Source organism: Massilia aerilata (assembly GCF_042656905.1).
Classification (GTDB): Bacteria; Pseudomonadota; Gammaproteobacteria; order Burkholderiales; family Burkholderiaceae_D; genus Telluria; species Telluria aerilata.
The window spans coordinates 150,510-163,155 of sequence record NZ_JBHSMZ010000026.1; the positions used below are offsets into that span (position 1 = coordinate 150,510).

At 64.9% G+C, this 12,646-nt stretch carries 8 protein-coding genes; 2 read left to right on the plus strand and 6 right to left on the minus strand.

Annotation, left to right across the window (positions count from 1 at the left end; translation table 11 throughout):
- Positions 1-131 precede the first annotated feature (131 nt).
- The 6 genes from ACFPO9_RS25915 to ACFPO9_RS25940 form a co-directional block, all read right to left on the minus strand.
- The gene (locus tag ACFPO9_RS25915) at positions 132-4,853 is read right to left on the minus strand and encodes a glutamate synthase-related protein (RefSeq protein ID WP_379776918.1); all 4,722 of its coding nucleotides are present in this window, start codon (positions 4,851-4,853) and stop codon (positions 132-134) included.
- Between the two features lie 193 nt (positions 4,854-5,046).
- Entirely contained in the window at positions 5,047-5,775 is a 729-nt protein-coding gene (locus tag ACFPO9_RS25920; RefSeq protein ID WP_379776920.1) for a transposase, read from the minus strand.
- Between the two features lie 117 nt (positions 5,776-5,892).
- Positions 5,893-6,096 (minus strand): hypothetical protein, encoded by a 204-nt coding sequence (locus tag ACFPO9_RS25925; protein WP_379776923.1) that lies wholly within the window; start codon positions 6,094-6,096, stop codon positions 5,893-5,895.
- A 165-nt stretch (positions 6,097-6,261) separates the two neighbouring features.
- Positions 6,262-6,942: a response regulator transcription factor gene (locus ACFPO9_RS25930; RefSeq protein WP_379776925.1), complete on the minus strand. Its 681-nt coding sequence runs from the start codon at positions 6,940-6,942 to the stop codon at positions 6,262-6,264.
- Between the two features lie 52 nt (positions 6,943-6,994).
- On the minus strand, positions 6,995-8,164 hold the full coding sequence (locus ACFPO9_RS25935; protein WP_379776927.1) for a PAS domain-containing sensor histidine kinase: 1,170 nt from the start codon (positions 8,162-8,164) through the stop codon (positions 6,995-6,997).
- Between the two features lie 211 nt (positions 8,165-8,375).
- A complete protein-coding gene (locus ACFPO9_RS25940; protein ID WP_379776930.1) occupies positions 8,376-11,486 on the minus strand; it encodes a DEAD/DEAH box helicase in 3,111 nt (1,036 codons plus the stop codon).
- A 279-nt stretch (positions 11,487-11,765) separates the two neighbouring features.
- On the opposite strand from ACFPO9_RS25940, the gene ACFPO9_RS25945 reads away from it, so the two are divergent.
- Positions 11,766-12,104 (plus strand): PadR family transcriptional regulator, encoded by a 339-nt coding sequence (locus ACFPO9_RS25945; protein WP_379776933.1) that lies wholly within the window; start codon positions 11,766-11,768, stop codon positions 12,102-12,104.
- Positions 12,101-12,646: a DUF2812 domain-containing protein gene (locus ACFPO9_RS25950; RefSeq protein ID WP_379776936.1), complete on the plus strand. Its 546-nt coding sequence runs from the start codon at positions 12,101-12,103 to the stop codon at positions 12,644-12,646. The genes ACFPO9_RS25945 and ACFPO9_RS25950 overlap by 4 nt, the downstream gene beginning before the upstream one ends.

The window sequence follows — 12,646 nt, forward strand, 5'->3', positions numbered from 1 at the left end:
GGAGCTCCGTCATTCCCGCGGAAGCGGGAATCCAAGTTGGACGCGCAGTCGAGATGCAAGCAGAACTTGGATCCCCGCCTTCGCGGGGATGACGTTGTTTTATTGTGCGATGACCTTGGTGGCGTGGTGTATTACGCAGCCAACTCGATCTTGTCGTTCGCCTCTTCCATGCTGGAGTTGTGCATCTCCTCCAGCGCGCGCTTGTAGTCGGTCGGGAAGACCTTCACGAACTTGCCGCGGCTGGTGGCCCAGTCGTCCAGCAGGTTGCGGGCGCGGGTCGAGCCGGTGTGCTTGAAGTGGCGTTCGATCAGGCGCTTCAGGATCGCTTCGTCCGATTCGCGCTCGCTGCCGCGGCCCTGGGCGTGCCAGGTCGACTTGTCGCCCTGCTCCTTGGTCGACAGCACGCGCTCCAGGTTCACCATGGTCATGTTGCACTTTTGTTCGAACTCGCCTTTCGGGTCGTACACATAGGCCACGCCGCCCGACATGCCGGCTGCGAAGTTGCGGCCGGTCTCGCCCAGCACGACCACGGTACCGCCGGTCATGTACTCGCAACCGTGGTCGCCCAGGCCCTCGACGATGGCCGTCGCGCCCGAGTTGCGCACCGCGAAGCGTTCGCCGGCCACGCCGTTGATGAAGGCTTCGCCGGAAATCGCGCCGTACAGCACCGTGTTGCCGACGATGATGTTGTCGACCGCCCAGCCGCGGAACTCGGTGTTCGGGCGCACGATGATGCGGCCGCCCGACAGCCCTTTGCCCACGTAGTCGTTGCCCTCGCCGACCAGGTCGATCGTGATGCCGGCCGCCAGGAAGGCGCCGGCCGACTGGCCCGCCGTGCCCTGCAGCTGGATGTGGATGGTGTCGTCCGGCAGGCCGGCATGGCCGTAGCGCTTGGCGACTTCACCCGACAGCATGGTGCCGACCGTGCGGTTCAGGTTGCGCACCGGCGAGATGAAGGACACGCGCTCGCCGCGCTCCAGCGCCGGTTTCGCCTGGGTGATCAGCTTGTGGTCGAGTGCGCGGTCCAGGCCGTGGTCCTGGCCTTGGCTGTGCAGCAGGGCGCGCGGGCTGTCGACCTTCGGCTGGTAGAAGATGTTGTTGAAGTCCAGGCCCTGCGCCTTCCAGTGGCCGATCGCCTTCGATTTGTCGAGCAGGTCGGCGCGGCCGATCAGTTCGTCGTAGGTGCGGATGCCCAGCTGCGCCATCAGCTGGCGCGCTTCTTCGGCGACGAAGAAGAAGTAGTTCACCACGTGTTCCGGCTTGCCCTGGAACTTGGCGCGCAACACCGGGTCCTGGGTCGCCACGCCCACCGGGCAGGTATTCAGGTGGCACTTGCGCATCATGATGCAGCCCTCGACCACCAGCGGCGCGGTGGCGAAGCCGATTTCGTCGGCGCCCAGCATGGCGGCGATGACGACGTCGCGTCCGGTGCGCATCTGGCCGTCGGCCTGCACGCGGATGCGGCTGCGCAGGCCGTTCAGCACCAGGGTCTGCTGGGTCTCGGCCAGGCCCAGCTCCCACGGCGTGCCGGCGTGCTTGACCGAGGACAGCGGCGAGGCGCCGGTGCCGCCATCGTGACCGGCGACGACCACGTGGTCGGCCTTGGCCTTCGAGACGCCGGCGGCGACGGTGCCGATGCCGACTTCCGACACGAGTTTCACGGAGATCGAGGCGCTCGGGTTGGCGTTCTTGAGGTCGTGGATCAGCTGGGCCAGGTCTTCGATCGAGTAGATGTCGTGGTGCGGCGGCGGCGAGATCAGGCCGACGCCCGGCACCGAGAAGCGCAGCGAGGCGATGTACTCGGACACCTTATGGCCCGGCAGCTGGCCGCCTTCGCCCGGCTTGGCGCCCTGGGCCATCTTGATCTGGATCTGGTCGGCCGAAGCCAGGTACTCGGCGGTCACGCCGAAACGGCCCGAGGCCACCTGCTTGATCTTCGAGCGCAGCGAGTCGCCCTCTTGCAGCGGGATGTCGGCGACGACGCGGTCCGAGCCCAGGATCGAGGCCAGGGTCTCGCCCCTGGCGATCTTGATGCCCTTGAATTCGCCCATGTAGCGCGCCGGGTCTTCGCCGCCCTCGCCGGTGTTGCTCTTGCCGCCGATACGGTTCATGGCGATCGCCAGCGTGGCGTGGGCTTCGGTCGAGATCGAACCCAGCGACATCGCGCCGGTGGCGAAGCGCTTGACGATGTCCTTGGCCGGCTCGACTTCGCCCAGCGGGATCGCCTTGCTCGGGTCGATCCTGAATTCGAACAGGCCGCGCATCGTCAGATGGCGCTTGCTCTGGTCGTTGATCAGCTGCGCGTACTCTTTATAAGTGTTGAAGTTGTTGGCGCGGGTCGAGTGCTGCAGCTTGGCGATCGCGTCCGGCGTCCACAGGTGGTCTTCGCCGCGCACGCGGTAGGCGTATTCGCCGCCCACGTCCAGGCTGTTCGCCAGCACCGGGTCCTTGCCGAAGGCCAGGTGGTGCAGGCGCAGCGCTTCCTCGGCCACTTCGAACAGGCCGATGCCTTCCACCGTCGACGAGGTGCCTTTGAAATATTTGTCGACCAGCGACTTGTTCAGGCCGATCGCTTCGAAGATCTGCGCGCCGCAGTAGGACATGTAGGTCGAGATGCCCATCTTCGACATCACTTTCATGAGGCCCTTGCCGACCGCCTTGGTGTAGTTCTTGGCCGCCTCTTCCGCCGACATCGGGTGCGGCAGGTGGGCCGCCAGCTCGACCAGGGTTTCCAGCGCCAGGTAGGGGTGCACGGCTTCGGCGCCGTAGCCGGCCAGCAGCGCGAAGTGGTGGGTCTCGCGCGCCGAGCCGGTTTCGACGACCAGGCCGGTCGAGGCGCGCAGGCCGCGCATCACCAGGTGCTGGTGGACGGCGGACGTCGCCAGCAGGGCCGGGATCGCGACCTGCTCGCCCGACATCGCGCGGTCCGAGACGATCAGGATGTTGTGGCCGGATTTCACGGCGTCGACGGCTTCCGCGCACAGCGATGCCAGCGAAGCTTCGATGCCTTCCTTGCCCCAGCTGACCGGGTAGCAGATGTTCAGCTCATACGACTTGAACTTGCCGCCGGTGTGCAGGCTGATCGAACGCAGGCGCGCCATGTCGTTGAAGCCGAGGATGGGCTGCGAGACTTCGAGGCGCATCGGCGGGTTGACGTTGTTGGTGTCCAGCAGATTCGGCTTCGGGCCGATGAAGGACACCAGCGACATCACCATCGCTTCGCGGATCGGGTCGATCGGCGGGTTGGTCACCTGCGCGAACAGCTGCTTGAAGTAGGCGTACAAGGGCTTCAGCTTGTTGGACATGACCGCCAGCGGCGAGTCGTTGCCCATCGAGCCGGTGGCCTCCTCGCCCAGCACGGCCATCGGCGACATCAGGAATTTCAGGTCTTCCTGGGTGTAGCCGAAGGACTGCTGGCGGTCGAGCAGCGAGATCGCCGCCTTCTCGCCTTGCGCCGGCGTGTCCTTGACGCGGCTCTGCGCCAGCTGGCTCTCGGTGACCTTGATTTCGTTGAGCTTGATGCGCACCGACTTGATCCAGGCCTTGTACGGCTTGGCGTTCGCGTAGGTGTCCTTCAATTCCTTGTCGTCGATGATGCGGCCGGCTTCCAGGTCGATCAGGAACATCTTCCCGGGCTGCAGGCGCCATTTCTTGACGATGCGCGACTCCGGGATCGGCAGCACGCCGGATTCGGAGGCCATCACCACCAGGTCGTCGTCGGTGACCACATAGCGCGCCGGACGCAGGCCGTTGCGGTCGAGGGTGCCGCCGATGTGGCGGCCGTCGGTGAAGGCCATCGCGGCCGGGCCGTCCCACGGCTCCATCATCGCGGCGTGGTATTCGTAGAAGGCGCGGCGGTTCTCGTCCATGGTCGCATGGTTTTCCCAGGCTTCCGGGATCATCATCATCATCGCCTGGCCGATCGGGTAGCCGGCCATCACCAGCAGTTCCAGTGCGTTGTCGAAGCAGGCGGTGTCGGACTGGCCTTCGTAAATCAGCGGGAACAGCTTGGGCAGGTCATCGCCCAGCACGGCCGACTTGAGCATGCCTTCGCGGGCGCGGGTCCAGTTGAAGTTGCCCTTGACGGTATTGATCTCGCCGTTGTGGGCGATCAGGCGGTACGGGTGGGCCAGCGGCCATTCCGGGAAGGTGTTGGTCGAGAAGCGCTGGTGCACCAGGGCCAGCGCGGAAACGCAGCGCGGGTCCTGCAGGTCCTTGTAGTAGACGCCGACCTGGTCGGCCAGCAGCAGGCCTTTATAGACCACGGTGCGCGCCGACATCGACGGCACGAAGAACTCCTTGCCGTGCATGAGCTTCAGGGCCTGGATCGCGTGGCCCGACGATTTGCGGATCACGTACAGCTTGCGCTCGAGGGCGTCGGTGACCATCACGTCCGGGCCGCGGCCGATGAAGATCTGGCGAATCACCGGTTCCTTGGCGCGCACGGTCGGGGACATCGGCATCACGTCGTCGACCGGCACGTTGCGCCAGCCCAGCACGACCTGGCCCTCGGCGCGCACGGCGCGCTCGATCTCCTGTTCGCAGGCGATGCGCGAGGCATGTTCCTTCGGCAGGAACACCATGCCGACGCCGTATTCGCCGGGCGGCGGCAGTTCAACGCCCTGCTTGCCCATCTCGTCGCGGTAGTACTGGTCCGGGATCTGGATCAGGATGCCGGCGCCGTCGCCCATCAGCGCATCGGCGCCGACCGCGCCGCGGTGGTCCAGGTTCTTCAGGATTAATAAACCCTGTTCAATGATCGAGTGGCTCTTGTTGCCCTTGATGTGGGCGATGAAACCGACGCCGCAGGCATCGTGTTCATTGGCGGGATCGTACAAACCTTGGGCAATCATGAGGGACTCCACGACATTTTTGAAAGATTGAAGGCCGAGAATAGTGCAGAGCACAATAAACTTCAATCACAACAATTAGGGTCGGAGTCAAATTAAATTCGGAAACTCTACCTTTCAATTTAAATAGGGACACAGTAAATCAGCGCCCGTTCCAGGCTTGAAACGGGTATCTGAATCAAATTAAATCAATACCTTAGGGAATCTCGGGCAGTGCTTCCGCAGTCTCGGAGACTGGTTTGACCTTGAATGGCCGGCCACGCTTGGCTGGCAGAATCTGCCGTTTGGTCTTTTTTTCGAGCTCGGTCTTGAAAGTGAGCGAGCCGATCGGCCAGCCTTTGGCGAGAGCGGTGCCGATCAGCGCCTCTTCTTCCCTGCCGCCGCCCTGCTGCACCAGCTCGGTGTAGGCGGCTTCGCGCTGGAAGGGGGTATTGCCGAGGCCCCAGTACAGCATGTGGTCGGTAATCAGGGTGTCGGAACGCATGCCGGCATGGTGGGCGTAGCTCGACCAGCGGTAATCGGCAGGGTCGGCCACCAGGCGGGCATGCACGGGCGCCAGTTCAAGATGACGGCTGCAGGCCAGCAGCCAGGGCGCGGCGTCGACCAGGGACGTGCGGAAGCGCCCCTCGAACAGGGTGCCCGAGCGGCCGTGCTTCTTGTTGAACCAGGGGACGTAATGGCGGCCGACCTTCTGCATCATCAGCGCCAGCCCGTTTTCGTCCTGGGGCGTGGCCAGCAGGATCAGGTGATTCGGCATCAGCACCCAGGCGTGCACGGCGACCTGGTACAGCCGGGCGCATTCCTGCAGCCAGCCGTGGAAGCGTTCCTGGTCTTCGTCGTCGCGAAAAATCAGCCCGTTGTCGTTGCCGCGCTGGAGGATGAGGTGGGGCTGGTTCGGCAGGATCAGGCGGGGTTGGCGGGCCATGGCGTGTTGGGGGAGTGAACTCTGTCCCCAATTATATGCGAATGCACGAAAATTGTGCACCACTGTGTCCCTGATTATCGAAACCGGCTGGAAGATGCCGTCAAAGGGCGTAACTTATCAGGGTCCGTGCAGGAACACCATGCAGTCCAGCCGGACCAGTTGTCTGGCGCTGTCGAATTCGATACGGACGTCTTCGCGCCGGCTGACCGCGAAACCGGTCTCCTTCACCCGCACGTAGAGCAGCGGCGGATTGCCGGCGACAGTCTCCGGCAGCGGTGCGGGCGCCTCGAAGCGCAGTTTCAGGTGCTGGAGCCGCCGCACAACCTCGGAATAAGGTGTACCCGGCGCAAACGAGGCCATGAAGTCCGCCGTCGATGTACTGCACGCTTGCGGATCCGGGTCCGCTTCCTGGTGCAGCAGCCGCCAGCCCAGCAAGGCGGCGGCGCCGAGCGCCCCTGCGAAAAGAAGGCGCGCCCGCCGGCCCATTCAGGCCAGCGTAAACCCGGCCGACAGGCTGTAGCCCTCGCCGTAGGCGCTGCGCAGCGGCAGGTCCTGGCCCAGGCCCGTTCTCGCCTTCTTGCGCAGGCGGTAGACCAGCATGTCGACGCGGCGGCTGGCGTCCGGGTCGTCGCCGCCCATGCCGGCCACGATCACCTGGCGCGGCACCGGCCGGGTGTTGATGGTCAGCAGGTGCAGGAAATTACACTCTTTTTCGGTCAGGTCGATGATCTTGCCCATCAGCTCGAGCTGGCGGGCCGAGACGCGCAGCGTCCACTTGCTCGGCGCCGGCGCCGGCTCTTGCGGACGCACGCGGCGGTCCAGCGCCTCGATGTGGGCGGCCAGCTCCGGAAACTTGATCGGCTTGGTCAGATAGTGGTCCGCGCCCAGGCGCAGGCCGAGGATGCGGTTGTCGAATGCGACCCGTCCCGTCAGGACCAGCAGGCCGATCTCGGGATACAGCTGGCGCATCCGCGGGATGACATTGAATCCGTCTTCGTCGGGCAGGCCCAGGTCGAGCACCACCACTGCGGCCGGCGTGCGGGTCAGCGCCGCCCACATGTCGCCGGCGGTGGTCGCGATCGTGACCTCGTGGCCGAGCTCCTTGAGGAAGTCGGCCATGTCGCCGGCGTATTCGCCATTGTCTTCAACAATCAGTATTTGCGTCATGGGTTGGCCATGTTTCTCTTATTTATATTCCCGGATTCTTTCCGTCGGGCGGCTACCCCCGTAGGCCGCCCCGATTATCACTGCTGGTCTCGCTTGAGGCAAGACCTTTCCCCGGCGCATCCTGAACCGGCAGCCACAAGCGGAACTCGGCCCCACCTTCCGGCGGCGCCGCATGCTCCAGGGCGCCGCCGTGGACTTCGACGAGCGAACGCGCCATGTACAGCCCCAGGCCGCTGCCCGGCAGGCCGGCCGCATTGCTGCCGCGATAGCCCTTGTCGAAGATGCGCGGCAAATCGGCGGCGGGCACGCCCGGGCCGCTGTCGCGCAGCGCCAGTTCGACGCCATTTCCCACGGGCCGACCCAGCACGGCCAGGCTGCTGTCGGTCGGCGTGTAGCGCAGCGCGTTTTCCAGCAGGATCTTCAGCGCCAGGCGCAGGCCGGCAGGCTCGCCGCGCAGCCTGGCCGGCAAGGCATCCGCGCTCAGGCTCACCTTGCGGCCGGCCACGCGCGCCTGCGCCACCAGTTCTTCCAGCAGCAGGCGCGGCGCCACGGTATGCGCCTGGCGCTGGCGCCCGAGCGCCGCCATCCGCTCCGGCGACAGGTAATCGTCCAGCATCGCGATCAGGCGGTCGGTGGCGGTGGCGATCTTGCGGTAGCGCTGGCGCGTTGGCGCGTCGGCATTCGCATTGGTCGCTTCCAGCCGCTGGATGGCGCCGTCGATGGTCGACAGCGGCGTGCGGAACTCGTGGTTCAGCATGCTGGCGAAGCGCTTCTGCTCGCGTTCCTGCTCGCGCCGCGCCGACAGGTCGCGCACGATGCCGGCCAGCGCCTGCGCCCTGCCCGCCTGGTCCAGCAACAGGGTCGACATCACTTCCACCAGCACCTCGCGTCCATCCGGGCGGCGCAGCTCGAACTCGCGCGCCACGCGCAGGCGCGAGCCGTCGCCGGAGGCGAAGCGGCGCAGGCGTTCCTGCAGACCGGCGCAGAGCGGCGCCAGCGGGCCCCTGGCATTAGTTGACAAATGTTCATGAACATCAAGAACGCCATAACCCAGCATATCGTTGACATGAGGACTCAGATAGACGGGCAGGCCGCTGGCGCAATCGATGATGAAGACGAGATCGCCGCCGAGTTCGGCGATGCTGCGGAAGGCGTCGGCCGTGGCCAGCGTGGACGTGGGCTGCGCATCGCCAGGCGGAAGAACAGGAGCGCTGCGGGCCATGGAAACCTTCAAGGGAGTTAATTAATTTCAGTCAGGAAGTATAGTGTGCTGTTTAGCGGTTTGTATAGAACAGCTGCTCCAGGACCTTGCTTTGCGTACGCAACGTGCATATTTCGCATCACCAAAACGTCGTCCCCGCGCCTATAAACGTCGTCCCCGCGAAGGCGGGGAGTCGGGCTGGGCAGTGCCCAGCCCGACGGTGGTAATTCGCTTAGTCCTCCAACGGCGCAAAAATCGCCTGCAGATCTTCCTGCGTCAGCGCCATCTTCTGCGATTCGCCTTCGGACAGGATCGACTGCGCCAGCTCCGACTTCTTCTGCTGCAGCAGCTGGATCTTTTCTTCCAGCGTGCCCTTCGCGATCAATTTATAAACGAACACCGGCTTGTCCTGGCCGATGCGCCAGGCGCGGTCGGTGGCCTGGTTTTCGGCGGCCGGGTTCCACCATGGATCGTAGTGGATCACGGTGTCGGCCGCGGTCAGGTTCAGGCCGACGCCGCCGGCCTTCAGGCTGATCAGGAAAATCGGCACCGCACCCTGCTGGAAGGCGGCCACCTGGGCCGAGCGGTCGCGGGTTTCGCCGGTCAGCAGCGCGTAGCGGATGCCGCGCGCTTCCAGCTCTTCCTCGATCAGGGCCAGCATGCTGGTGAACTGCGAGAACACCAGGATCTTGCGGCCCTCGCCCAGCAGGTCGTCGACCATCTGCATCAGGTCGGTCAGCTTGGCCGAAATCGCCGCCGTGTTCTTGCGCGACGGCATGGATTTCACCAGGCGCGGGTCGCAGCAGACCTGGCGCAGCTTGAGCAGCGCTTCCAGGATCACGATCTGGCTGCGCGCCACGCCCTTGCGGTCGATTTCCTCGCGCACCTTCTTGTCCATCGCCAGGCGCACGGTCTCGTAGAGGTCGCGCTGCGGGCCGCTGATCTCGATGCGGCGGATCATTTCCGTCTTTTGCGGCAGTTCCTTGGCCACATTGTCCTTGGTCCGGCGCAGCAGGAAGGGTTTGATACGGCGGTTCAGCAACATGCGGCGCACCGGATCGTCCTGGCGTTCGATCGGGTGGCGGAACTGGCTGTTGAAGGTCTTCTCGTCGCCGAGCAGGCCCGGCAGCAGGAAGTGGAACTGCGACCACAGCTCGCCCAGGTGATTCTCCAGCGGCGTGCCGGACAGGCACAGGCGATGGCGCGCGTTCAGCGAGCCGGCCGTCTGCGCCGCCTTCGAGCGGGTGTTCTTGATGTAGTGCGATTCGTCCAGGATCACCAGGTGGTATTCGTGCTCGCGCAGCTTTTCCTCGTCGCGCGGCAGCAGGGCGTAGGTGGTCAGCACGATGTCGGCGCCGTCGATCTGGTCGAACAGCTCCATCCGCTCCTTGCCCTGCAGCAGCAGCACCTTCAGGCTGGGGGCGAAGCGCGCGGCTTCTTCCATCCAGTTCATCATCAGGCTGGTCGGGGCGATGACCAGCGCCGGGCTGGTCAGGCGCCCCGCTTCCTTTTCCGTCAGGATGTGGGCGATGGTCTGCACGGTCTTGCCGAGGCCCATGTCGTCGGCCAGGATGCCGCCCAGGTCGTATTCGCGCAGGAATTGCATCCAGGCAAGGCCGTCCAGCTGGTAGTCGCGCAGGGTCGCCTGCAGGCCGGCCGGGGCGTCGACCTTCTTCACCTTGCCGAACTGGCTCAGCTTGCGGCCGGTCTCGCGCAGGCGTTCGCCGCCGGTCCAGGTGAACTCGGCGCCGCGCGCCAGTTCTTCCAGGCGCGCCGCATCCAGGGTCGAAAGCCGGACCCTGGCCTTGATCTTATCGTTGAAATACAGCTCGCCCAGGGTCGACAGGATGGGCTTGACGCGGCCCCAGGGCAGCGCCACGCGCACGCCGTCGGACAGGGTGGCCAGCATCTGGTCGGCTTCCTGGTGCGCGGCCAGCACTTCCGGATTGAAGTCCAGCGGCGCATTGCGGATCAGCTGGACCAGCACCGGCAGCAGCGGCACCCGCTTGCTGTTGACGACGATGCCGAGCTCCAGTTCGAACCAGGCATTGCCCGCTTCCGGCGGCTCGTCGATGTCGGCATACCAGTCCTCGACCGGCACCACGTCGTAGCGGTACTTGGCCGATTTCTGCACTTGCCAGCCGAGGTCGGTCAGCGATTCGAGGTCGTTGCCGGCAAAACGCAGCCACTGCGCCTGGCCGTCCAGCAGCAGGGCGCCTGACAGGGTGCTCAGCGGCGCCGTGGCCGGCTTGCGGAAGCCCATCTTGTTGAGGATGTCGAGCGCCTTCGCCTCGGCGGCTTCGTCGCGCGCGATGACCTCGGTGACGTCGCCGATCTGGCGCACCACGCGCTGGGCCGGGTCGAAGGAGATGCGCTGGCCGTCGTAGTCGAAGGCCAGGACCGCGAAGTCCTGCCAGCGCTGGCCCGTGCCCTCGGCGACCGGAATCGCGTCCAGCATCAGGTGCGGCACCGGCTTGACGTCGTCGCGCAGGCGCTGGGTGAGCGGCTGCGGCAGCGGCATCAGCTGTTGCAGGCCGTGCGCCAGAAGCAGCTGCGACACGCGTTTCTTGTCGTTGCCGGCAAGCATAGGGGCCTGGGCCACCAGCGCCTGCAGGTCGGCCAGCGAGATGTCGATGCCGCCACGGTTCAGCTCGAGAGGACCGCAAGACAGGTTGTCGATGTACCACGGCGGATCGGTCGGCAGCATGTAGTCGACCAGGTCGGCGCCGGCATGGGTCGCGCCCTTGGCCGGTTCCACCGACCAGCCGAGCCTGGCCGTGCGGCCTTCGTCGCGCCAGGCCAGGCTGGCCTTGCGGACCGGCCCCGCCTGCAGCGGATACAGCAAACCATTGCTCATGTCCGACCACGAGTTCGCCCACAGCAGCTTGCCCTGCGCCAGCAGTTGCTGCAGCAGGATGGCGCCGACCTTGCCCTTCGGCTCGGTGGCGCTGGTGCTCTGGTTCGAACCGCTGCGCATGGCAATGAAGAAACGGACCAGGTCCTCGTCGTCGCCTTCCAGGTAGGCGGGCGGCGCCGACAGCAGCGAGAACACTTCGCCGACCGGGCTGGCCGCGGCCACGTCGCCGTTCGGACGCAGGCGCGCCTTGCACAGGCACACCGCGACATGGCGGCCGCCGCTGGTCGGGGCCATGACATAAACGAATTTGTACTGGACGGCTTTGGGGTCGGCGACTTCCGCGGTCAGCTTCGGCTGGGGATGTGCTGCCGCTTCGACCCTTTGCAGCCAGCTCAACACCGGGGCGGGCAGGGCCGGCGCGCGTGCAGGCGCTCGGGCTGGTGGTGCCTCGCTGGTGTCGTCGCGATGAAAATCAACTGTGTGCATGGGTCTCACGAGTCTGTATGAAGAAAAACAACAACCGATATTATCGTTCATGCGGTCCGTTCTGTTTTGTTCGGAATCGCACCTTGCCAAGAAATGTTTACTGGCCGAAAGAGAGAAAAGTTACACGCTTCCGCGCATTTGCACCACCCCCACACGAACGAGCACGGCCAATATGTGGATGGACCGCTTCACTTCACCACGGTTCCTGAATTTAAAAAGGGGTGCTACTATATCGAACAACGATATGTCGGATGCCGATATAGTTACCTGGGAGCCCGATTGGACACCGATGTCAGCAAATATCTTCCCTTATCGGAAGCCACCTACTACGTCATGGCGGCGCTCGACGAGCCCCTGCACGGCTATGCCCTGATGCAGAAGGTCGAGGCCATGAGCGAGGGACAGGTGGCGATCGGCCCGGGCACGCTGTATGGCGCCTTCGCCGCCCTGGAAAAGCAGGGCCTGATCGAAAAAGTCAGCGAGCAGGACCGGCGCAAAACGTATGGATTGACGGATAAAGGCAGGCTGGTGCTGGCCGAGCAGGTGCGGCGGCTGGCCACGATGGTGCGTATCGGACAGTTTGCATTGATCCAACACGACAAGGAGAAGGCGATATGAGCGAAAACACGGTCACCAGGTTCAAATTTTTCCTGGCGCACGAGGATGAACCCCAGGAAAACTGGCTGCGTGAAATGGCGCAACAAGGCCTGCACCTTGTCGACGTGAATCCGCTGTGCTTCTGGACCTTTCGCCGCGGCGAACCGGCCGACATCGTGTACCGCGTCAATTATTCGCCCGAGACCAGGGAGTCCGGCTTCCATCAGCTGATGCAGGACGCCGGATGGACACTGGCTGCGACGACAGTCGGGTGGCAGTACTGGCGCATCCCGGCCGTGAACGGCAAGGCGCCGCAGATTTTCACCGACGAAGCGTCGCGGGCACGGAAGTTCAAGCAACTGCTGGGGATGCTGGTCGGCAGCGCCACGCCCATGCTGGTCTGGCTCCTCATCGTGGACAAGCGCACGGTGCTGGACCAGCTGTCGCTCCCCTTCCTGGCGCCGCTGGCGCTGGTCCTGGTCCTCTATGTGCTGCTGGTGCCCTACACCATCGTGCGGCTGCTGCTCAAGATCCGCCAGTCGCGCAGCCCGCTGCCGGGCTGA

Bases quoted from the DNA above. Each gene is read 5' to 3' on its own strand.
- ACFPO9_RS25915 (WP_379776918.1), bottom strand. From the start codon at position 4,853: ATGATTGCCCAAGGTTTGTACGATCCCGCCAATGAACACGATGCCTGC.
- ACFPO9_RS25920 (WP_379776920.1), bottom strand. From the start codon at position 5,775: ATGGCCCGCCAACCCCGCCTGATCCTGCCGAACCAGCCCCACCTCATC.
- ACFPO9_RS25930 (WP_379776925.1), bottom strand. From the start codon at position 6,942: ATGACGCAAATACTGATTGTTGAAGACAATGGCGAATACGCCGGCGAC.
- ACFPO9_RS25935 (WP_379776927.1), bottom strand. From the start codon at position 8,164: ATGGCCCGCAGCGCTCCTGTTCTTCCGCCTGGCGATGCGCAGCCCACG.
- ACFPO9_RS25940 (WP_379776930.1), bottom strand. From the start codon at position 11,486: ATGCACACAGTTGATTTTCATCGCGACGACACCAGCGAGGCACCACCA.
- ACFPO9_RS25950 (WP_379776936.1), top strand. From the start codon at position 12,101: ATGAGCGAAAACACGGTCACCAGGTTCAAATTTTTCCTGGCGCACGAG.